The following is a 22,185-nucleotide window of genomic DNA, read 5'->3' on the forward strand; positions in this document are numbered from 1 at the left end:
CTTGAAACAGTATGAAAGAGATCTAAAATGTCAAGTTATCCCCAATAAAAACACTGTGTAAATACACGATTTCACAATCATAGGCTAAGCCTAGCAAGGAAAACATCACCTGAAAGGGTTACTCGATCGGAAGAAATCACAGCCTCCAGACAAAGATTTAAAACCCTATTCAGATCCCACATCAATGGGAAGGGCGATCGTGAACTGAGTGCCTTGAGCGATTTCACTTTGCACGTCAATTCGCCCTTGTAATTTCTGGGTTACTAAGTTATAGGCAATATGCAGTCCTAATCCAGTACCGCCTTTTTCGCGAGTTGTGGTAAAAAAAGGCTCGAAAACCTTGCTCAAAACCTCTGCAGACATACCGCAGCCATCGTCGCTGTAACAAACGATCGCCCGATCGTTTCGTTGCCGAACGTCAAACTTTAGATGGCCTTTTTCTTGGGGTAAGTAAGCATGGGTGAGTGAGTTTGTCACCAAGTTGGTTGCCACTTGGGCTAAAGCACCAGGATAACTTTGAATTTCTAGGTCGCGATCGCCCTCAACCGTGATGCGATGCAAGGTTTGTTTAAATTGAGGCGAAAGACTGACGATCACCTCCTCTAAATACTGTTTGACATTAAATAAACGTTTCTCCAAACCGGATCGATCGACCGCAACTTGTTTAAAGCTTTGTACCAACTCCCCAGCCCGCATTAAGTTACTTAAGATTAATCGCGTACTTTCACTGGCTGTTTCTAGATAATCCGCTAGATGCGATCGCCTTAGTTGCCCTAAAGCGATCGCTTGCAGTAATGCTTGCGTTACATCCATCAATGTGGAAGCTAGCGTAATACTCGTACCCACAGGTGTATTAATTTCATGGGCAACCCCTGCTACCAGACCACCCAAGGCTGCCATTGTCTCAACTTCAACAAGTTTGTCCTGCATCAAAGTTAAATCATTAAATGCCTGCTCCAGATCGAAGCTTTTTTTCTCTAGAATGCCCTGATATTCCTCCAATTCGGAAATGATGCGTCTCAGGAGAGATTCTTTATTGCGATTGGTTTCCTCTAGCCTGACCCGATCCGCTTCCGATCGCTCTAGCTTCTTTTTGAGGATCCGAATTTCTTTGTTGAACTGCTTAATTTCAGCATCGTAATCCTTTGGAAGCATAGAGCATTATCGACTGCCAAGCAGAACGGTTACAAACGTTGTATTGTGAAAGAAAGTTTGTCCAGACATTTCAAGGGGAGCTATTTCCCCATAAGTGTAAAAGCCACAGTTTACGATGGGAACCTTCGAGTTTTGAGCGATCGCGCTGTATTCCTCATGGGTTCGCGTTCCCATAACGATTCTGCGCCAAGCACAGGAAAAGAAGAGCGCCGCGACTGGTTCTTTCCCAGGATAGGAACTCAAGGCATCGACATAGGAGGTTTGAGAAGCAAGAATAATATCTTCGAGGGATGCATCGGTAATTTGAACCGTTGAATGCTCTGGCACATCTCCCAGAAGTGTAATACTTCCCAAAACTGGATCGTGACTTACGGATCCCCTTAAGATATATTGGGTTTCGTCTGGTGGGAAAAATGCGAGGGGATAGGCAACATCAGGGGTAAAGTCATTGAGATAGTAGCTATAAAAGTCCAAAGCAGGTTTGCCATCGATTTCATAAATCGTATTTGCTTCTACCTTTGTGACCAGACTGCGCTTGCCAATCGGACGCCAACCACTCGCAATGCCATGAGAGAATAACAAATTCCCAGCAAATAACAAAATTGGCACTGAATCGCTCAGAACCTCTGTCTTGAAAAATTGGTAAGTTTGCTTAACGCGTAATTGATCGGCTGTGGCACCGCCACAAATCGGGATATCCCCCAAGCCAAGCTGCAATCCCCTTACGATTGTCGATACGCTCGTTGTCAAACTTTCAGGTATGGCGATGCAGAGTTTAGGGGCAAGTGTAAGACGACTTTTGGCTTCTTCAACCGTTCGCTGTGCGATCCCACAGGGATTTTGAGAAACATCTCTACCAACCGCCGCTCGAATTTCCATCTCATCAGAGCAAAAGAGCATCAAGGTTAGAGAATCTTGCTGAAATTCTAAGACGGAGGATACTTCGCCGTCCGTAGTACCGCCGATTAATTCAATATTTGGAAACACTTCATTGATTCTTTGTAAAATCGATAGACGATCGAAGTCAAGAGCAGCGAAAAGAAGACCAGCTTTTGGTTTCTCTCCTGCTAGAGAAACTTGGCATTGCTCCAAGACTTCATTGACAGCTTCGAGCGAATCAGGATCGTTGCTATGACCAACGGCTATCTTTAACATTTTCTCGCGATTAACTTGTAGGTAACTCAATCGAAAAACTACTCCCCACACCAATTTCACTGCTGACATCCACTCTGCCACCATGAGATTCGACGATCTGTTTGACAACCGCCAGACCTAAACCAGTACCTTCATACTGACGATTGAGTTCGCTATCCAGTTGAAAAAATGGCTGAAAAATTTTTTTAATGTTTTCTGGAGCAATGCCAATGCCAGTATCAGTCACCTTAATTCGAACAAAAGATTTATTCTCTTTATTTTCATCTATTTTGGTAGTGAGGTCTGCGACTAATTTCACCTGTCCGCCTTTTGATGTAAATTTTACGGCATTGTCGAGCAAATTAATCAGCACTTGACGAATGCGTCGTTCGTCTAATAACGCATTGGGTAGATTTGGTGGAATCTCTAGATCGAGTTGAATATCTTTTTGGGAAGCTTGCGGTTTGATAAATGCCAGACAAGATTGACAAAGCTGCGCGATTGAAATTAGTTTGCGATTGAGATGTATATGCCCAGTTTCAATTCCAGAAAAATCAAGAATATTATCGATTAAGCCTAATAAATCCTGTCCGCTCTTCAGAATTATGTTCAACGCTTCTTTCTGTTTATGATTAATTGACCCATATAATTCTTCTTGCAAAACTTCTGATATTCCCATAACAGCGTTAAGAGGCGTGCGAAACTCATGGCTCATCGTAGACAGAAATCTGTCTTTGTGCTGAGCGGCACAAACTAACTTGTGATTGACAAACGATAGTCTTTTGTTCGTCTCTTCTAGTTCCATTTCGGTCTGCCTGAGATCGCTAATCGCATGAGCCAGTGCAATACGATCGGTGATGTCTCGTAAAATCCCCTGCACGGCAATTACCAATCCTGCATGGTTTTTGACTGGAGTCATGTTCGATGAGACCCAGACATAACTGCCGTCTTGTTGAAGATGGCGAAACTCGAGCGTCATGGTGCCTTTCTTGCCCGATGTGAGGATCTCGTCAAAATCTGTTTTAAAACGATCGCGATCGTCTGGATAGACCAAATCGAGCATCAATTTTCCCAAACATTCGACAGGCTCCCAACCAAATAACTCTTTAAATTGGGGTGAGAGAAAAGTAAACCTCCCCTCTAAGTTACTCGACCAGACTAAGTCGTCCGTGCATTCTACTAAACGACGGAATTTGTCTTCACTCTCTGCTTTTGCTTCATCAGACCGTTTGCGTAGGTTAAGTAAGTCAAAAATTGAGTTAATCAGAAACTTTCTCTCTAACAAAATATCTAGCGATCGCTGCAACCTATGTGGAATAAGGTTGTCTTTTATAAGATAGTCATGCACTCCGCTTTTGATTACCTTAGCGACGAAACGTTCCTCCTCTTGCTCGATCAGTAAGATCGCAGGTAATGCTGAGGTTTTTTCCTGATGCTGCATCCAATTGAGAAATTCCACTCCATTTCCATCTTGTTGCTGAAACCCTAATAAAACGGCATCAATTTTTTCGGTCTCACACAATATCTTTGCTTCACTGAGAGTTTTTGCTTCTAAAATTTGATAGGTTTCATCTCGATCGCGGATCAGATATCGACAGTAAGTATGCCGATCTATTTCAGAATCATCAACAATCAAAATATTGGCGAGCATAGGGTTGGACTGAGACAAACTGAAATTGAAAAAATTATCCTTGGCAAGCCTGGGGAAATCAGTTTTGGCAGAAGAAGTTGAGGGACAATTGAAGTCGCTTAACATTTTAAGTCTACAGCTTTTATATTGAATTCATTAGCTTCTATATCGAATTTATTAACAGCCATCTTGAATTCACTCAACCATTTCAAGCCAAACATCTTGTTTTACAATAAATTTGTGTGTTTTATTGTAACATCTGCCTGACATGAATCTATATAATAGAAACATCAAAAAATTGCTCATAATTTCGATTAGACTAAACTGCCTAACGACGGGTATATCGATGCTTTACCCCACTAGGAAAATATTCAGGATCGCCAGTAGAAGCGAGAATAATATGAGGTGTTTGCTGGTTGAGTGGAACGTAATTCGCAAATTCGCTATTTAATCGCAATAATTGAGTTTGAATTGCCTTTGCGATCGCTTTTTCCTTTTCAGCACTAGCCTCAATACTCGGAGCCATCTCTACTACGATTTGTAAAAAAGGATTGCGATCGCGATCTTGTTTCACCTGCAAAACAAACTTTCCAGTTACCCAATCTTCGATCGCAGGTTGCTCTAAGCCGACCGTGACATTCTCAGGATAAATATTCGCGCCGAAATAAGAGACGGTAAAGTGCGATCGCCCAAACACATAGACAAAGGGCAAGGGACGCATACCGCGATCCTGTAGATGGAGTGCAGGATCGAATCCCCACTCAGCTAGAAACCGTTGCATATCGGCATAGGGAATAACGCCGCCCTCATCGGCAATGTGATAGCGCAATAAGGGAATGCCATTATTCCCCGAAAATAACAAGGTGCCATCCACAGTCTCAAAATAGCGATCGCGCGGATCGTACTGTACGAGGGTGGGCAAGCGCGATTCGCCAAACAGAGTACGAGCAGCATCGGGATGCTCGGCGAGGAACCTGCGAATGCAGATACTTAAAGGCGTTTCGTTCCCTAACACGCCTGCATCGGCTGTACCGAACATAGAAGAGAAGTCATAGCAAGGATTAATCGCTCCGCTCCGTTCTCCCACTAAATTGCGCCATTCTTCGCTAAATACTTCCCCTGCAAGTACGAACTTGATCTGATACTTCTGCCATGCGATCCCTTGGGCAATCCCCGTGTCGATAATGTCTTTGAGAAAGGGTGGATAGCCGAGGAGTACGACCTGCTCGAAATAGTCGCCTAGCTCTTGGACGACGCGAAAGATTTCATCCTTGTGATTCCCGGGCGTCACGACGGTAATCGGATAGTTTTTACTCGCGAGATGACGACAACAGGCAGTGGTATACATACCTCCCACCCAATTCCCTAAGGTAAAGCAAATCACGGCAAGCGTACTTTTCCGATCCGCCGCGAAACTATCGTGAAAAATCTGCTCGAACCGCGTAGCAACCTGCAATTCATCGGTGACAAAGCGAGGGAAGAAGGAAGGTTTACCCGTGGAACCCGAAGAAACCGCTACCATATCACAGCGATCGAGGCTGCCACCATAGCACAGGCGATCGAGGGGATAACATCTGAGATAGTTATCCTTTGTCATCAAGGGTAGGGTGCGAAATGACTCTAGATCTGTAATCTTACTGCGATCGATATGGTGGGCGGCTAAAAATTCTCGATAGGCGGGAACTTCCGAAGCAGCAGCATGGAATAAATCCAGCACTGGTTTGGCAACTTCGTCAATGGACTGCAACAACTCGTCAAGGGGTGTGGTTAAAAAGGTTTGCAATCCAGCCAATGCCCTTTGAGATTTCGTCGTCACCATACTTTCTCCTGTTTTCTACTCTGCTAAGAACACAAATTTGCCGCGATCGCCACTTTCCATTTTAATTTGCGCCACATAGAAACTTTTTTGAACGATCTCGCCTTCTGACGTAAAGCCAATTTCCCCTAACGGCGTGTTGTATTTGCCCGCAAGGATTTGCTGGTTGAGCAACCTACGCAATTCGGGTAGCGGCATCTGTGCGATTTTATGGGTACGATTGAGTTCTTGTAAAGCTTCCACAAAAACCTGTATGGCGGTAAAGGCTTGGGCGCTAAATTGCGGCGGATCTTTTTTGTATTGGTTTTGATAGAGGGTACGAAAAGTACGGTTGATATCGCTTGCGAAACTAGGACTATAGGCTTGGGCAATCAATAGGCGATCGCAAAGGGCTTTACAAACCGAGAAGATATTGGAAGTATTCAAGCCATTTCCACCGATAATCAGCCCTTTATAGCCCAGTTCGCGAATTTGCCGCACAAGGTTGCCCCCATCTGCCGCCAGTCCCGAAATAATTGCCAAATCGGGATTTAAATTAAGCGCATTACTTGCTTGCGTTTGAAAATCTGTATCGGTGGTTTGAAACTTCTGAACGGTGACCAATTCCAAACCATTTGCTTTCACCGCTTCCTGAAAAATCCCTGTTTCGGAAGTGGTGAAAGCGTCATTTTGGGCATAAAAAACTGCCACCCTACGAATCTGCGGATCGATCTTGAGGGCGGCTTTAACCGCAGTGGGAGCGACGACAGAAATCGGTGCAGAAACGCGGGCTATATATTCTCCAATCTGTGGAATTCCCTTGGCCGTATTCGAGGCTCCGATCGTAGGAACCTTGGCCCGTTCGGCGATCGGGTCAGCGCTAAAGGCTTGCTGCGATGACGAAGGTCCCACTATACCGACGACTTTCTCTTTGACAATCAGCGTCTGAAATGCATTGATCGCCCCTACCTCATCACCACCGACATCTTGAAAAATTAGCTTTACAGGCATGCCATCGATGCCACCTTTACCGTTGAAGTAGGTGTCAGCTATCTTCGCGCCATTGACCGATTCCTGACCGAGCAGAGCCATATTACTAGTTTGAGCAAAGGCAATACCAATGGGAACGCCCTGCTTGAAATCTGGAAGCGCATCAGAAGCAATCGGCTGGGATGAGTTTTGACCGCAAGCGGCGATCGCCACAACCATCAGGAAGGCAAGACAAAAATATTGAAAACGTCGGTAGGCTGAGATTACAAAGCGAGACATCTTTTATGCACTAGGTTATTTTCACCAAGCGTAAAAGATTATTTTAGGATGCTCTGGCTGCAAGGCTTTAAATTATAGCAGTTAGCATTCAGCGATTAGCGATTAGCTTTTTTGAAAGCCTTGCTACGCAAGGTAATTATCCACATGTAGATGTCCAAATTTACCTGACGGCTACTATATAGCGATCCTAAATCACATATGATTTAGGATCGCTATTAAAAGATTCTTNCCTCTGCATTGAGCGTAGGGGCAATTCATGAATTGCCCCTACGCTCAAATCATTTAGGACTGCTATATGAGATCGGAAATTAACGATGCTTCAATATATGCTTCTAAGGCTTCGCGATGCTGTCGCAGTTTGCGAAGCAAACTGCGACAGCATCGCGAACTAATTTTGCAATAGAAATTTGGAGGTCACGATAGAAGGCATAGCGTTATTTTAACTTTTTTAGAACCTCTCTTGCCATATTTAGATAGTCGCGATCGCGATTTAAATCGAGGGTCTTAGGTACTAAAGGTATCGCTTCGGGTTTAACTTCTATCGTGACTTCGTTATTCTCTAGTTCTGTCAATTGCTCGGGCTCAAGACTAGAAGGTTCGGAATTAGTCGGGAGAAGAACTCTAGGGGTATGCATTAGATAGATAATCCGATCGCCATTTTCCCAAGTAATATTTGCAGGGACGATTTGCAGGCGTTCCTTTCGTTCAAACAAGAGAGGGAGTATGGTTCCAGTGTTAAATAGTTGGTTAAAGCGGCTGAGTTGTCGATCGAGTTCTTCTATTTCAAGCGTAACTTCACCGATGCGAATTTCTCTTTGGCTGACATACTGGTTCCAAGTCTTGATCGGAACGCGGTTGCCAAATGCCTGCTGAATCTCGGAACCATTGACTTCCTTTTTATCCCCATCTTTCACATAGACAGCAAAAACCTTAGGCGGACGAAATTCTTCCACAACCAACTGCGAAATCACCAAATTGATATCGGTATTCACCGTCAAAGCCAAGAAAGTTCCGACCGAATCTAGCCCTGCCTCTGCCAAGGCTTTGGCATCGAAACCGTTACTGACAAAGGCAGGAATATTCTGGGCGATCGCCAATTTACAGGATTCGGCACTGGTATCGACCAGCGCTACCCGCTGTCCGTTATTTTGAAAGAGTCGCGCCACCAAAACTCCAATCGGGTTACTGCCAACAATCACCAATCCTGTAGTCTCCAGTTCGCTCAGTCGCAATAACTTGGCGATCCATTTTGCCGTTAAGCCTTGCAAAAACACGGTCATGGCGATCGTGAGAAACACCAGTGCTTTGATCGAGTCTCCGCCATTAACGCCGCGATCGGTTAGCAAAATCGCAAATAAAGAAGCTACCGAAGCTGCCACAATCCCTCTAGGCGCGCACCAAGCCATGAACGCTTTTTGCCGCCAACTAAAACTGCTATTCCAAGTGCAGACCAAAATATTCAGCGGTCGAACTACCAACATCATCAGCAACACCGTCTGTACGCCACCCCATCCCAGCGCAAATAAACTCGGAATCGAGAGATTAGCTGCCAACAGCACGAATAGAACGGATACGGTCAGTACGGTTAACTGACTTTTAAACTTTAACAACAGCCTCTGATCGGGAATCGCAGAGGCTCGGACAACAATTCCTGCAAGTACCGCCGTTAACAGCCCCGATTCGCTTTGAATCATTTGCGCTAACCCAAATAGCCCCAAGACAGCGGCAACTACGACCGAACTTTTGGTATCTTCGGCAAGAAACTGCGATCGCTTTAAAAACTGGCTCAGAAACCATCCCCCTGCTCCGCCGATCGCACCACCAATGCCAAGCCGCACCACCAAGCCTCGCACCACCTCTGAAGCATTGGCGTCAACATTCAGGACCACATCTAAGACCACCACGGCAAGCACAGCACCAAGGGCATCGATCAGCACCCCCTCACCCTCAAGAATCGTGGCGAGTCGTCGTTCGAGCCCCACCTCTTGTAAAATTGGGTTGATCACAGTTGGTCCCGTAACCACCACCAAAGCCGCATATAAAAACGCGATCGGCCAAGGAAATTCGCTCAACCAATGGGCGGCAACGCCACCCCCCACCAGGGTAATTAAAGCCCCCACCGTAACCAGATTGCGGAGACTTGCCGAGACCTTGCTCAGTTCTCGCAGTTGTAAATTTAGTCCCCCCTCAAATAAAATCAGCGCGACCGAGAGCGAGACAATGACTTCAAGCCCATCGCCCAGCAAGCGAGGATGAATGATATTTAAGCCATTCCCCCCCAAAGCCACGCCAAAAATCAGCAAAAATACAATGCTTGGCACTCTAAAAAAGTTAGCCACCACCTGTGCTAAAACACCAGCCCCAATTGAGGTGATAATTAGCAATGTGAGAGCAAAAGACCCTTCCATCAGTCTGTGCGTAGGTATTTGGTCATTAGGCTGAGGCAGTCAATCAATTCATTAAAAAAACAATTTTAGGGATGGTTGTTATGGCGAGACTAACTTAGACGGGCGAACTTGGTCGAGTTATGTAGCCTTAACATATCTGATTGCGATTCATTTTGCCAACTTTCTAAGGTTGCGCGCAGAAGTGGCGAAATCCTCAATTGATTGTGAGATTTTAATGAACGCAAAGATTTCCGTCTATAATTCACAATATTTTTACAGTGAATTACGTAAAATCTATGCATAAAAATTACTTTAGAATGAGCTTACTAGCGATCGCAGCGCTCGCGCTATCCACCGCTTGTACTCCTACAACTACGACCACCTCCACATCTAGTCCAACCACAGCATCTAGTCCAGCCACAGCATCCACTACCTCTGCAACTAAACCAGATGAAGTACCAAATCTTGCCAAGAAAGCGATCGAATCTGAGGGCAAGACTTACACCAAGTCCATAATGCGAGGACAACAAGCCGTTTTTCTTGAAAAAAATAAGTTTGCCAGTAGAGTAGATGAGATTGGGTTAGGTATTAAAGATTCTGAGCGCTATAAGTATGAGATCGCTGAGGTCAAACCCAAACAGGTCAAAATCACTGCAACTGCCAAAAAGCCCGATCTAAAAAGTTTTACAGCTTCGGTATTTGTGGTTGGAGAAGCTGCTAACGAGGTGTCAATCGGCATTGTCTGTGAAACCGATCAGCCCTCTCAAACCCCACCTGAAGTTTCTCCTACCCCTAAATCAGCCACAGATGTACTGACTTGCCCTGCTGGCTCATCTGTAGCAAATTAGGCTGATGACAATCGTCTAGGGTAGATTTTTTCGATTGCTCTATTTGCTATCCTAGCTACAGTCACATCTCATAAATACCTCGCGCTAAACTTCCATGACTCAGACACCACTCAAAACCAATGCTCAGCCCAACTCCCTTGCTAGCCGTCCCGATGCGCTAGGGCGATTTGGTGTTTTTGGTGGGAAATACGTACCAGAGACCCTCATGAGTGCGCTGAGCGAACTGGAAACAGCGGCGAAGTTTTACCAAAATGATGCGAGTTTTACACAAGAGCTAGATGGTTATTTGCGCGATTATGTGGGCAGGCCTAGCCCTTTATATTTTGCCGAACGGCTCACGGCTCACTATGGTACTGCCCAAATTTATCTGAAGCGTGAAGATTTAAACCATACTGGCGCTCATAAAATTAACAACGCCTTGGCGCAAGCATTATTGGCTTGCCGCATGGGTAAAAAACGCATTATTGCCGAAACGGGCGCAGGTCAACATGGGGTTGCCACGGCTACGGTTTGCGCCAGATTTGGACTCGATTGCGTCATTTACATGGGCGTACAAGATATGGAGCGTCAAGCCTTGAACGTATTTCGGATGCGTTTGATGGGTGCTGAAGTTCGTCCTGTCTCGTCTGGCACAGCTACGCTTAAGGATGCCACCTCAGAAGCCATTCGCGACTGGGTGACGAATGTAGAAACAACCCACTATATCCTCGGTTCCGTAGCAGGCCCTCATCCCTATCCCATGCTGGTGCGCGATTTTCATGCCGTGATCGGTCGCGAAACTAGAAAGCAATGCCTAGAAAAATGGGGTGGATTGCCAGATATTCTACTTGCCTGCGTTGGCGGTGGTTCTAATGCCATGGGCTTGTTCCATGAGTTCGTAGATGAAAAGACAGTGCGCTTGATTGGAGTTGAAGCCGCAGGAGAGGGGGTAGATACCGAGAAACATGCTGCCACCTTGACCCACGGTAGAGTCGGAGTTTTGCATGGAGCCATGAGCTATTTACTCCAAGATAGCGACGGTCAAGTGCAAGAAGCCCATTCTATTAGTGCGGGCTTAGATTATCCAGGTGTTGGTCCAGAACATAGCTATCTCAAGGATGCTGGCAGAGCCGAGTACTATAGCGTCACCGATGCCGAAGCCTTAGCCGCTTTCCAACGTCTATCTCAGCTAGAAGGAATTATCCCTGCCCTAGAGACTGCCCATGCGATCGCTTATCTAGAAACGCTCTGCCCTCAACTCACTGCCGACAAGCGCATTGTGCTCAACTGCTCTGGACGCGGCGATAAGGATGTTAATACAGTGATTCAGCACTTAAAGTTGGAATAAATCGGCATCAACGATCGAATGGAACATCTTCGTGAAATTGTGCGATCGGTTCTTTAATACCAATGCTGGCAAACTCTACATTCTCATCCTTGATAAATGGTAAGTAAAAAAATTAAGTTGATATGACCGAATTTTGGGAAACCCGACTAACCGAGCAAGAAAGCTCTTTACTACAACCCTTTGTCACGAATACAGACAAGCCTGTTTTCTGTTTGCGCAACTTACCCGAAGTCGTCAAAGGAGCCTTATTCTCGCGTTACAGTCGCACCGATAAAAGCTTGCGGCGGATCTTGCTAGATGAGTTTATTCATGCCGATGAGTCGAGCTTCGATCGCATTGTGGGTGGAATTGGAGAAAAAAACAACGATCAATTGGTGGCGATTCAACAAGCAGAGGCTTTTTACGAACGCGTTCTCATAGGTTACGGTGATGACTCCGTTGCTGAACTGGGCGGGGCACATATTGCCTGCGAAGGAATTAGTAATATTGCTGCCAAAGCGATCGAAGATAGCCGCTTAGGAATTTCTCCCTTAGAGAAATCGACGAGGTACGTTCCATTTAACCGCAAAGTGAACGATCGCTATCGCTATTATCGCGAACCATCGATTATGGCATCGCCCCATGCCGAGCGGTATGAAGCGACATTAGACCATTTATTTGATACCTACACTGCGCTGATCGATCCGTTGGTGGTTTGGGTGAAATCCTGTACGCCCAAGGATGAGGCGACTTCAGAGCGGGCTTACAACAGTGCGACAAGGGCAAAAGCCTTAGATTTGTTGCGCGGATTACTCCCGATGGCGACATTGACAAACGTGGGTCTGTTTGGGAACGGACGTTCCTTTGAATACCTACTCACAAAGATGTCTGCCTCGCCCCGTGCAGAGGTTCGCCAGCTTGGAAGCGCGATGCAGCAAGAGCTAGATTGCGTGATCCCCTCTTTTGTCAAACGCTCTAAAACGGAACGCGGCGCAAAGTATGCCCATTATTTATCCACAAATCGCCAACAGACTGCTCAACTCGCCCAAAAACTCCCCAAACAAACTGAGACGGCTGAATCCTCTACGGTTCAACTGGTGGAATACGATCCAGCGGCAGAGGTAAAGACCGTTGCTGCGATCCTCTATCCCCATACGGATTTGACCTTGGCGCAGATTAACGAATATGTAGCAAACCTGTCAGTGGCAGAACGAGTAGAAATCATTCAAGGCTATGTAGGCGATCGCAGTTCGCGGTTCCATCGTCCTGGGCGTGCCTTTGAGGAAACCTACTATACCTTCGACCTATTAGCCGATCTGGGTTCTTACCGCGATCTGCATCGCCATCGCGTGCTCACGCAAGAGCGTCAAGATTACACCGTTCGTCATGGCTATATCGTTCCCCCTGAGTTAGAGGAATCCCAGCTAGCAGAGCCCTATCGCAAAGCACTAGAGTATGCAGCCGAGACAACGGAGTTAATTCGCGCAAGTTTGCCCGAAGCCGCACAGTATGTTGTGCCTTTAGCGTTTCGGGTGCGGTGGCGGATCAGATTAAATCTGCGCGAAGCCTACCACCTGATTGAGTTACGCAGTGCGCGGCAAGGGCATTCTACCTATCGAACTGTTGCTCAAGAGATGTATCGCCAAATTTTGGCTGTACATCCCACATTGGTGGTAAATATGAGCTTTGTAGATCTGAATGACTACGATCTAGAGCGCTTAGCATCCGAGCAACGCCTTGATACAAAATTGGGGATTTTGCAGAGTTAAGATGGGACGTAAGCATATTGCTTGCGATCGCGGATTTGAGAAAAATAGGCAGGACAAAATCCCATGCTTGACCTAGAAAAAATTGGACTTCTCGCACAGTCTTACGCTCCTCAAGAGCTGATTGCCGCACTGGTGTGGCAGCGTCAATTTAATGAGTTTGACGGACAGGAAGTGATTGCTGACCTAGCGAGTCATCCTAACTTATGGCATAGCTTTTTGTTCTCCAAACCCATCTACGCGACGGATAAAAATGGTCTAAGCTTTCATGGCGTACTGGACACACTGTTGGCAATGGCAAACTATCGCCCCATGCCCGAAACGAGTATGATTCATTTCATCCCTTACCCAGCGGACACGTTATATGTTTTGGCTGAAAACCAAGATACGATTGTGTCTCAGTTGCTAGACCTTGGGAAAAAATGGCGCGCCGATGCGGTGGATATTTGCGATGGGAGTCATGAAGATGCTGACAGGAAATTTCGTAACTACATATCGCTGCGATTGCAGGGAGCGCTATGGGGTGAAGATGTTAAACATGGCAAGGACAGGGATGCTGTGATTATTTCCTATTGGTGGGATTGAGGCTTGCATATTGCAGCGATCGCCAAACATACGAGACAATAAGGGGCTGCTTCTTTTTAACCATGACTTCAGATATTTTGCCAGGTAAGAGTTTTCCGCTAGGTGCCACGGTTTACCCCAATGGTGTCAATTTCTGTATTTATTCAAAAAGCTGTACAGCATTGGAGCTTCTGCTTTTCGATCGTGATGATGCGCCACAGCCTAGCCGTGTAATTACCCTAGATCCTAAGTATTCTAAAACTTTTCATTACTGGCATGTGTTTGTTGAGGGCATTGGGGCAGGACAAATTTATGCTTACCGCGCCTACGGAGATTTTGCCCCCGAACGCGGGCACCGCTTTGATGGGAGCAAAGTACTGCTCGATCCCTATGCCTATGCTGTGGTTGGCTGGAAAAATTATAGTCGGGAAGCAGCGATTCCCTTTGGCAACGATAACTGCGCCCAAGCCCTTCGTGCCGTGGTTGTCGATCCGAGTACCTACGATTGGGAAGGAGATGCCCCCCTCCTAAAGCCCTACTCTACCACCGTAATCTACGAGATGAATGTCAGTGGGTTTACGCGCAACCCAAATTCTGGTGTCACCCCCAGTAAGAGAGGCACTTTTGCAGGGCTGATCGAAAAGATTCCTTATTTAAAAGATCTGGGCGTGACAGCAGTGGAACTACTGCCCATCCATCAATTTGACGAGCAGGATGTCAAACCGGGGTTGACTAACTACTGGGGCTACAGCACGATCGCTTTTTTTGCGCCGCACATGGGTTACAGTTCCCATCAAGATCCCTTGGGGGCTGTGAATGAATTTCGGGATATGGTCAAGGCTTTGCACAAAGCGGGTATTGAGGTGATTCTAGACGTGGTGTTTAATCACACGGCGGAGGGCAATCAAGATGGGCCTACACTTTCTTTTCGAGGAATCGGGAATAAGGCTTACTACATTCTCGATCAACAGGATCCCTCCCTTTATAGCAACTATAGCGGTTGCGGGAATACCTTAAAGGCCTATCACCAAGTTGTCGGTCTCATGATTATTGACTGCCTGCGCTATTGGGTAGCAGAGATGCATGTTGATGGTTTCCGCTTTGACCTTGCCTCTGTGCTTACCCGCAGTCAGACCGGACATCCTTTAGAAGATCCGTCGATTTTATGGGCAATCGAGTCAGACCCCGTGCTGGCTGGCACCAAGATTATCGCCGAAGCTTGGGATGCCGCAGGTTTATATCAAGTCGGTTCGTTTATTGGCGATCGCTTTGCCGAATGGAATGGGCCTTTTCGCGATGATATCCGCCGCTTTATTAAAAGCGATCGCGGTACGATCGGCAGCTTGGCAGCTAGGCTGATGGGCAGTCCAGATATTTACCCACAACCCGATCGCGAACCCAGCCGCAGCATTAACTTCATTACTTGCCATGATGGGTTTACGATGAACGATCTGGTTTCCTATAACTTCAAGCATAACGAAGCCAATCAGGAGGATAACCAAGATGGAGCAAATGCAAACTTTAGTTGGAATTGTGGTGAGGAAGGTGTAACCGAGGATCCCAAAATCAAGGCTTTACGCCTCCGTCAGATCAAAAACTACTATACGATTCTTTTTGTTTCGCAGGGTACGCCGATGATCCTGATGGGAGATGAAGTGCGGCGATCGCAAAATGGCAATAACAATGCCTATTGCCAAAACAACGAGCTGAGCTGGTTCGATTGGAGCAGCTTAGCGAGAGAGACCGACCTTCTGAGGTTTGTCAAAGGAATGATTCGGTTTACGCAGTCCTTAGAAATCTTTCGGCAGGAGCGCATTCTTGCTGTCACCTACGGCAGTCAAGATCCTCACATTGTTTGGCATGGGGTCAAATTAGGTCAACCTGACTGGGGCAATCATTCTCACAGTTTAGCCTTTACGCTGCGACATCCCGACAGCGGAGAACTCCTCCATATTCTCTTAAATGCCTATTGGGAACCACTAATGTTTGAGTTGCCACCTCTATCTGCGGGAGAACATTGGTATCGCATTGTAGATACAGCGCTGCCATCACCCAATGATTTTAGCGATTTGGCTAATGCTCCCTTAGTTAAGGAAAGGGAATATAAGGCTCAGCCAAGATCCTCAGTTGTCTTGATGGCTGCCTATATAAATTCTCCCGTAAATTCTTAGAAGGTTCCGTAAACTATCGTCGAAAAAGCTTGCTAACATCTACCTATGTTCCATCATCACTCCCTCAACTGTAGCCACTGTAGCGATGTCGATCTTGGAGGCAATGCGAAAGCAGCATCTCATAAGGTACGCCTGCTGTGGACTGTGCTGATTTTGGTTAGCAGCTTTTCGATCGCGGAGTTATGGGTGGGCTTGTCTAGCCATAGTCTTTCGCTGCTGGCTGACTCAGGACATATGCTGTCCGATGGTTTGACGCTCGGCTTGGCATTAATGGCAACTTGGATTGCCCAACGTCCTGCCAATCAGAAAGCTCCCTTTGGCTATCGGCGCGTAGAGGTTTTAGCCGCTTTGGTGAATGCTCTGGGCGTGGAAATTCTCGCAGGTTGGCTGGCATGGGAAGCTGTGATGCGACTGCAAACGCCACCCGATGACATTCTCAGTTTGCCGATGTTAATTACAGCGATCGCAGGTTTGGGCATAAATAGTCTGAATGCGTGGCTCTTACACAAAGATAGCCATGACGATCTCAATCTCAAGGGAGCCTTTCTGCATGTCGTCTCGGATGCAATCAGTTCCGTCGGTGTAATTTTAGCGGCGACCGCAGTTTGGAAACTGCAATGGAACTGGGCAGATGGGGCGATTGGCCTCGGTGTCGCGATCTTGATTGGATTGGGTTCGATACCTCTGATTCGACAAAGCCTAGGGATTCTATTAGAACGGGCTCCTGGCTATCTAGATATCGAAGCAATTCAAGCTCACCTAGAGAGCTTCGATGGCGTTGCGGCAGTGGCAAATCTGCGCGTATGGTCGATCGCCCTACAACAAGAAGCGCTCTTAGCGGAACTAAAGGTATTCACACAGGATGGTAGGGAACGCGATCGCTTACTCGCCCAAATCCAAGCTTCTCTAAAACAAACGTATGGCATTCAAGAGGTGTTTCTGCAAATTACGGCGGTTGATGCGATCGCGAGTTCCACTGCACTAGAAAAGTCGCAAAGCAAATCCTTAGAAAAATCCTTCGCGTTAGCTGAGTTGGAAAGCTTTCGACAAGCCGTCTTACAAGAAGCTGCGATCGTGCAAGAAGGCATCAACCAAGGATAAGAGGCTAGGTATATAGCCATCCTAATCGCATGTTTGGTCGCGTTTTTGCAACAATCTCAATCCTTTACGCACAACTTCGTTCATCCACCCTAGTCTCAACTTGATAGCTGTGGATGTTTGAGCTTCCAAAGCAACCCCGATAGTGAATTGGTAAATACATGTGCCACGATCGCGGGCAGTAAATTCCCTGTTGCCAAGGTGACAGAACCCAAAAGTAGCCCTATAACTGTCGCCCAAATCGTGTAGGGAATATGCTTGATACTTGCCATATGCAGCGCACCAAATACGACACTAGAGACAAGCAACGCCACCATATTCATGCCTAAGCCTGGAATGGCTACGCCTCGGAACAACAATTCTTCGCTCATACCAGGTAAAAGTCCCAGCCAGATTAAATCCACGAGATTGAGTGGTTTCAAGACCATTTCTAAATACTCTTTTGCCGCTTCTCGGTAGGCTTCCCAATATTCATAGACCAAGGTACTTAAAAGCGCCACGCCCACACCCAAACCTATACCGATCGCAAAGTGATCGACTTGCCAGCGCAATGGCACAATCTGCACCGAAAGCAGATAAGACCACCCCTTAGCGATCGCCATCAAAACAAGGGCGGTAGCTGCCATCGCCACTAAAAGCTGCGATCTTGTCAAGGGTTCTGTTTTTGGAGTTTGGGTCATGTTTGAGGTAAGTAAATAATTACGTTCGGGGTGGGAAGATGGATTTTCTAAAATTTGGCAGTGCTAAAATCTAGCTAAAACTGAGACTAGCTGGTCAATTTCTGTCTCAGTCGTGAGATAATGCAGCGAAACTCTCAGGCAGTCTGGGTCGGGGATTGAGCGAATCAAGATCTGATGCTCTACCTCCAGTTGTTGCATTACCAGATTAGAAGCTTTATTTAGCATTTTAAAGGAAACCAGTCCCACTTTGGGTGGGGCTTGCTTGATGCAGTCAATTTGTGGAATTTGAGCCAATTTGTGCCAAAGCCGATCGCTGAGCTGACCGATGCGATCGTAACGTTCTTGCTGCGTTCCCCAGAGGTTGGCATGGGCGATCGCGGCTCTTAGTCCCGCATAGAGAGGATAGGTAGCACTTGCGACCTCAAATTTTTGTCCATCCGCTCGCCAGTCATAGTTTTTGGGTAAGCTGCGATTTTCCGAAGACTTACCGCTGACAATGCTGCGCCAACCGATAAAGGTTGGTTGCGCTGCCGCAAACGCCTCAGGGGCGACATACACCCCCCCTAAGCCCAAAGGAGCGCACCACCACTTATGTCCCGTAAACGCATAAAAATCTATGCCCAATTCAGCAAGATTGAGCGGTAGCACGCCTACCGATTGCGCCGCATCCACTACCACCAAAACTTGGCGATCGCGGCAGAGTTGACCAATTTCTTTAAGGGGCAGCACCTGACCTGTATTCCAGCAAATATGACTGATTGCGATCATGCGAGTACGCGGTTGTAGGGCTTGTTCGATCGCTTCAAGAACAAAATCATCGCTGCCATTCAAAGTTTGTTGTAAAGGAAAGTAGTCAATTTCGATGCCAAACCGCGTCTGAAGTTGCGCCGCGATCGCAATAATTCCAGGATGCTCGCAGTCAGAGAGTAAGAGGCGATCGCCTTGTTGCCAATCAACACTCCAAAGCACAATATTGCAACCTGTGGTGGTGCTGTCTGTGAGCGTAATCGTGTTGGGGCTTACCTGTAACTCTGTCGCGATTGCCTGCCGCGTCGCCATTTTTTCAGCCTCGATCCACTGAAAAGCAGCGATCGAAAAGCAACCTAAAGATTCAATCTGCTCAAAGCCCCGTGCGATCGCATTCAACGCTGCCTCGCACATAACCCCTTGCCCACCGTAATTAAAATAAGCACGTTTTGCCTTGGGATTTAAGGCGGGATAATGCGATCGGTGTTGCTGAAGTGCGGACGCTGAAATATCTTCTTGCTCAGCCCCTTGTCCCCAACCTTGGGCTTGGCTTATATTCGCGGACATCAAACATTTCTCCTTATATCGCGCACTTTTCTTTTAGATTTTATAGATTTAGTTTAAATTCTGGGGGGACGTTATTATTCCTTACCCCAGAGGACAGCGAAGGCTATCTCTCAGAATTTTCACAACTGGTTGTAGGGTTGATAAAAAGCGATCGCCCTAACTCACGAGAACCATCAGAAAATTGTTGCAAGCGCTTAAGTTAAATTACACCTCATGGAAATTGCGAGGAAAATTGTCAATCTAGCTACCCTTATCCGATAGAATGAATAACGCTAAAATTTTTAGATCATAAGGCAGATATAGAGAGATGAGCGACACTCTTTCCAAGGTTCAGGATATCGTAGCAGCACAACTAGGTGTTGAGGTTTCCGAAGTTAAGCCCGAAGCTAGTTTTGCTAACGACCTCGGGGCTGATTCCCTCGATACTGTCGAGCTAGTGATGGCATTAGAGGAAGAATTTGGGATTGAAATCCCTGATGAAGATGCTGAAGGGATCGCAACAGTACAAAACGCTGTCGATTACATTGATGGCAAAAAAGAATAGTTAGAAAGATGGCTGCTTAACACTTTAGCTCTCTTAAGTCTTTACAAGAATTAAGATCGTACTTTTTAAGCTGTAAGTTTAAAATAGATTGAAGTAGCTATATAGCTTAGGTTTGGGCTTAGAAAGATATTTCCTTCATACATAGATAAAATGCTAATAAGATGCAAAATTCTCAACCTCTCTCTCGTGTAGTCGTAACTGGTTTGGGTGCAATTACCCCCATTGGCAATAACCTTGAAGAATATTGGCAAGGTCTAGCAACAGCTAGAAACGGCATAGCCCCCGTTACGCTTTTTGACGCGGCAAAATTTGAATGTCGCTTTGGGGGAGAGGTAAAGAATTTTGACCCGCATGCCTATCTAGAGCGCAAAGAAGCCAAGCGCATGGATCGGTTTTCTCAGTTCGGTGTATGTGCGAGTATTCAAGCCCTAGCCCATTCCAAGCTAGAAATTACCCCTCTCAACGCCGCTCAGGTTGGCGTTTTAATTGGTTCGGGAATTGGTGGTCTTAAAGTTTTAGAAGATCAGCAAGAAATTTTACTTACTAGAGGTCCCGATCGCTGTAGCCCCTTCATGATTCCTATGATGATTGGCAACATGGCAGCGGGACTGACTGCAATTCACACTGGGGCAAAGGGACCTAACTCTTGCACAGTGACAGCTTGTGCCTCTGGCTCTAATGCCATTGGCGATGCCTTCCGCATTATCCAACGTGGTTATGCCCAAGCCATGATTTGTGGGGGTACAGAAGCTGCGGTGACGCCGCTCAGCTTTGCTGGATTTACTGCCTGTCGTGCATTATCTCGTCGTAATGACGACCCTACCCACGCTTCGCGTCCATTCGATCGCGATCGCGACGGCTTTGTCATGGGCGAGGGTGCAGGAATTTTGATTTTAGAAAATTTAGACCATGCGATCGCGCGTGGGGCAACCATCTACGCTGAGATTGTGGGCTATGGTGCTACCTGTGATGCTTACCACATGACTTCACCTTCTCCAGATGGGGAGAGTGCGATGCGGGCGATGTCCTTAGCACTCAAAGATGGCGATGTCACACCCGATCAAGTCGATTACATCAATGCCCACGGTACGAGTACTTCAGCGAATGACTCTACCGAAACAAAAGCAATCAAGAAGGTATTTGGCGACCATGCCTACAAGCTAGCCGTTAGCTCTACTAAATCGATGACAGGGCATCTACTCGGTGGGTCTGGTGGCATCGAAGCCGTAGCTACAGTAATGGCGATCTTTAAGGATTGTGCGCCCCCAACTATTAACCTCGAAAACCCCGATCCTGATTGCGATCTAGACTACGTACCTCATCAAGCACGTCCGATGACGATTAATGTGGCAACGTCAAATTCCTTTGGATTTGGCGGACATAATGTCACCTTAGTGTTTAAGAAATTTGCGTAAATCAAACGATGACTGAGTAAAGCCGAAGTCACCGTTTGCAAGCATTTACCTAAAGTTCCCTAAGCGAACGCTCAGGGAACTTGTTTGTTGTTACTGTTCGTTGTTCGAGCGTAGCCGACGCTAGCTATATACTGCTGTCTCTAAACGATTGGCAAGATCGATAATGTCATCTTTTCGGGCAAGTTGGTCGATCCATTCGGCTGGAATTGACTCTACGCCAAAATAAATTCCCGCTAAACCGCCAGCAACCGTGGCGGTTGTGTCTGTATCGTTGCCCAAATTTACAGCCTTCAATACAGTTTCGGAATAGGACGTACTGGTGAGCAAACACCAGAGTGACGCTTCTAAGGTATCGACCACATAGCCACTGGAATTAATTTCGTCCACGGTTAAGCTAGGAATCCCCTCACTCAATACTCGTTCAAAATGGTGTAGCTCCGTCATCAGCGCTGGCTCGACATAGAGTTGTTTGGCATCTTTGATCCCCAATAAATAGGCATCCTGAGGATCGTGTCCCAATAGGATTTGAACCGCAATACAGATATAGATGCCACAGGCAATTTGCGATCGCGGATGAGCGTGGGTGATACAAGAGACTTGATGCACCCGTTCGATTAACTCTCTCAAGCTTAGGGTTTTGTGATAAAACGCCAAGGGCAAAATGCGCATGATCGAGCCATTGCCATTTGTGCCATCACTGGTTTCGCCCGCCTCTAGGGGGGGGACGCCCTGATGCAAGCGATAAATGGATAGAGCTGTCGTTGCCCCCACGTCAAACACGCTCCCATGAGCCGACCAATATCCTTGACTGCGCCAACGACAAAAAGATTCGGCGATCGCTTCCAAAGAAAAGCCCTGACACATCGATTCGGCCAGACAAAAGCTGAGAGAACTATCGTCTGACCAGGTACCTAATGGTTGTTGCCATGTACCGTACCCAGTCATTTTGATGATGGGTGATGCTACAAGCTCAGAACGGCTGGCAAACTCCACGGGTACACCTAGGGCATCGCCAACGCTCAAACCCAACAACCCTGCTAATGTTTTTGAATTCTTCAGCATAGCCCCGCAAATAGGAATAAAAGATCCAGCAATGCTTACTTAGGTAA

Annotated in this window: 17 protein-coding genes; 8 read left to right on the forward strand and 9 right to left on the reverse strand. The window is 46.7% G+C overall.

Going from position 1 to position 22,185, the window contains the following annotated elements; all coding sequences use genetic code 11:
- Positions 1-165: 165 nt before the first annotated feature.
- From ACP2WE_RS08750 to ACP2WE_RS08775, 6 genes are all read right to left on the reverse strand, one after another.
- Positions 166-1,155, reverse strand: a complete 990-nt coding sequence (locus tag ACP2WE_RS08750) for a sensor histidine kinase (RefSeq protein WP_425215167.1) — start codon at positions 1,153-1,155, stop codon at positions 166-168.
- 6 nt (positions 1,156-1,161) lie between these two features.
- Positions 1,162-2,310: an FIST signal transduction protein gene (locus ACP2WE_RS08755; RefSeq protein WP_425215168.1), complete on the reverse strand. Its 1,149-nt coding sequence runs from the start codon at positions 2,308-2,310 to the stop codon at positions 1,162-1,164.
- Positions 2,311-2,320: 10 nt separating this feature from the next.
- Entirely contained in the window at positions 2,321-3,958 is a 1,638-nt protein-coding gene (locus ACP2WE_RS08760) for a hybrid sensor histidine kinase/response regulator (protein WP_425215169.1), read from the reverse strand.
- 289 nt (positions 3,959-4,247) lie between these two features.
- Positions 4,248-5,738, reverse strand: a complete 1,491-nt coding sequence (locus ACP2WE_RS08765; protein ID WP_425215170.1) for a phenylacetate--CoA ligase family protein — start codon at positions 5,736-5,738, stop codon at positions 4,248-4,250.
- A 15-nt stretch (positions 5,739-5,753) separates the two neighbouring features.
- Complete coding sequence (locus ACP2WE_RS08770) at positions 5,754-6,983, reverse strand: ABC transporter substrate-binding protein (protein WP_425215171.1); 1,230 nt, start codon at positions 6,981-6,983, stop codon at positions 5,754-5,756.
- A gap of 434 nt (positions 6,984-7,417) precedes the next feature.
- A complete protein-coding gene (locus ACP2WE_RS08775) occupies positions 7,418-9,391 on the reverse strand; it encodes a cation:proton antiporter (protein WP_425215172.1) in 1,974 nt (657 codons plus the stop codon).
- 275 nt (positions 9,392-9,666) lie between these two features.
- Between ACP2WE_RS08775 and ACP2WE_RS08780 the strand changes: the two genes are divergently transcribed.
- From ACP2WE_RS08780 to ACP2WE_RS08805, 6 genes are all read left to right on the forward strand, one after another.
- Entirely contained in the window at positions 9,667-10,218 is a 552-nt protein-coding gene (locus ACP2WE_RS08780) for a type IV pilin-like G/H family protein (protein ID WP_425215173.1), read from the forward strand.
- Between the two features lie 94 nt (positions 10,219-10,312).
- On the forward strand, positions 10,313-11,545 hold the full coding sequence (gene trpB / locus ACP2WE_RS08785) for a tryptophan synthase subunit beta (RefSeq protein WP_425215174.1): 1,233 nt from the start codon (positions 10,313-10,315) through the stop codon (positions 11,543-11,545).
- Between the two features lie 122 nt (positions 11,546-11,667).
- Positions 11,668-13,293, forward strand: a complete 1,626-nt coding sequence (locus tag ACP2WE_RS08790; protein WP_425215175.1) for an FAD-dependent thymidylate synthase — start codon at positions 11,668-11,670, stop codon at positions 13,291-13,293.
- Between the two features lie 63 nt (positions 13,294-13,356).
- A complete protein-coding gene (locus ACP2WE_RS08795) occupies positions 13,357-13,875 on the forward strand; it encodes a hypothetical protein (protein WP_425215176.1) in 519 nt (172 codons plus the stop codon).
- Between the two features lie 62 nt (positions 13,876-13,937).
- Entirely contained in the window at positions 13,938-16,025 is a 2,088-nt protein-coding gene (gene glgX / locus ACP2WE_RS08800; RefSeq protein WP_425215177.1) for a glycogen debranching protein GlgX, read from the forward strand.
- A gap of 45 nt (positions 16,026-16,070) precedes the next feature.
- Entirely contained in the window at positions 16,071-17,126 is a 1,056-nt protein-coding gene (locus ACP2WE_RS08805) for a cation diffusion facilitator family transporter (RefSeq protein ID WP_425215178.1), read from the forward strand.
- 95 nt (positions 17,127-17,221) lie between these two features.
- Here ACP2WE_RS08805 and ACP2WE_RS08810 read toward each other — a convergent pair whose 3' ends face one another.
- Both ACP2WE_RS08810 and ACP2WE_RS08815 read right to left on the reverse strand, forming a co-directional pair.
- Positions 17,222-17,803 (reverse strand): CPBP family intramembrane glutamic endopeptidase, encoded by a 582-nt coding sequence (locus tag ACP2WE_RS08810; RefSeq protein ID WP_425215179.1) that lies wholly within the window; start codon positions 17,801-17,803, stop codon positions 17,222-17,224.
- A 63-nt stretch (positions 17,804-17,866) separates the two neighbouring features.
- Positions 17,867-19,117, reverse strand: a complete 1,251-nt coding sequence (locus ACP2WE_RS08815; RefSeq protein ID WP_425215180.1) for an aminotransferase class V-fold PLP-dependent enzyme — start codon at positions 19,115-19,117, stop codon at positions 17,867-17,869.
- 307 nt (positions 19,118-19,424) lie between these two features.
- Here ACP2WE_RS08815 and acpP point away from each other — a divergent pair, with 307 nt between their 5' ends.
- The gene (gene acpP, locus ACP2WE_RS08820; protein WP_330482000.1) at positions 19,425-19,661 is read left to right on the forward strand and encodes an acyl carrier protein; all 237 of its coding nucleotides are present in this window, start codon (positions 19,425-19,427) and stop codon (positions 19,659-19,661) included.
- Between the two features lie 161 nt (positions 19,662-19,822).
- Positions 19,823-21,076 (forward strand): beta-ketoacyl-ACP synthase II, encoded by a 1,254-nt coding sequence (fabF, locus tag ACP2WE_RS08825; RefSeq protein ID WP_425215181.1) that lies wholly within the window; start codon positions 19,823-19,825, stop codon positions 21,074-21,076.
- A 120-nt stretch (positions 21,077-21,196) separates the two neighbouring features.
- Here fabF and ACP2WE_RS08830 read toward each other — a convergent pair whose 3' ends face one another.
- Positions 21,197-22,138: an ADP-ribosylglycohydrolase family protein gene (locus tag ACP2WE_RS08830; RefSeq protein WP_425215182.1), complete on the reverse strand. Its 942-nt coding sequence runs from the start codon at positions 22,136-22,138 to the stop codon at positions 21,197-21,199.
- Positions 22,139-22,185 lie beyond the last annotated feature (47 nt).

The sequence above is a fragment of the Tumidithrix helvetica PCC 7403 genome, from assembly GCF_965232925.1.
GTDB lineage: Bacteria > Cyanobacteriota > Cyanobacteriia > Pseudanabaenales > Pseudanabaenaceae > Tumidithrix > Tumidithrix helvetica.

Coding starts and splice junctions, on each gene's coding strand:
- ACP2WE_RS08750 (WP_425215167.1), bottom strand. CDS start 1,155: ATGCTTCCAAAGGATTACGATGCTGAAATTAAGCAGTTCAACAAAGAA.
- ACP2WE_RS08755 (WP_425215168.1), bottom strand. CDS start 2,310: ATGTTAAAGATAGCCGTTGGTCATAGCAACGATCCTGATTCGCTCGAA.
- ACP2WE_RS08765 (WP_425215170.1), bottom strand. CDS start 5,738: ATGGTGACGACGAAATCTCAAAGGGCATTGGCTGGATTGCAAACCTTT.
- ACP2WE_RS08770 (WP_425215171.1), bottom strand. CDS start 6,983: ATGTCTCGCTTTGTAATCTCAGCCTACCGACGTTTTCAATATTTTTGT.
- ACP2WE_RS08775 (WP_425215172.1), bottom strand. CDS start 9,391: ATGGAAGGGTCTTTTGCTCTCACATTGCTAATTATCACCTCAATTGGG.
- ACP2WE_RS08780 (WP_425215173.1), top strand. CDS start 9,667: ATGCATAAAAATTACTTTAGAATGAGCTTACTAGCGATCGCAGCGCTC.
- trpB (WP_425215174.1), top strand. CDS start 10,313: ATGACTCAGACACCACTCAAAACCAATGCTCAGCCCAACTCCCTTGCT.
- ACP2WE_RS08790 (WP_425215175.1), top strand. CDS start 11,668: ATGACCGAATTTTGGGAAACCCGACTAACCGAGCAAGAAAGCTCTTTA.
- ACP2WE_RS08795 (WP_425215176.1), top strand. CDS start 13,357: ATGCTTGACCTAGAAAAAATTGGACTTCTCGCACAGTCTTACGCTCCT.
- glgX (WP_425215177.1), top strand. CDS start 13,938: ATGACTTCAGATATTTTGCCAGGTAAGAGTTTTCCGCTAGGTGCCACG.
- ACP2WE_RS08805 (WP_425215178.1), top strand. CDS start 16,071: ATGTTCCATCATCACTCCCTCAACTGTAGCCACTGTAGCGATGTCGAT.
- ACP2WE_RS08810 (WP_425215179.1), bottom strand. CDS start 17,803: ATGACCCAAACTCCAAAAACAGAACCCTTGACAAGATCGCAGCTTTTA.
- ACP2WE_RS08815 (WP_425215180.1), bottom strand. CDS start 19,117: ATGTCCGCGAATATAAGCCAAGCCCAAGGTTGGGGACAAGGGGCTGAG.
- acpP (WP_330482000.1), top strand. CDS start 19,425: ATGAGCGACACTCTTTCCAAGGTTCAGGATATCGTAGCAGCACAACTA.
- fabF (WP_425215181.1), top strand. CDS start 19,823: ATGCAAAATTCTCAACCTCTCTCTCGTGTAGTCGTAACTGGTTTGGGT.
- ACP2WE_RS08830 (WP_425215182.1), bottom strand. CDS start 22,138: ATGCTGAAGAATTCAAAAACATTAGCAGGGTTGTTGGGTTTGAGCGTT.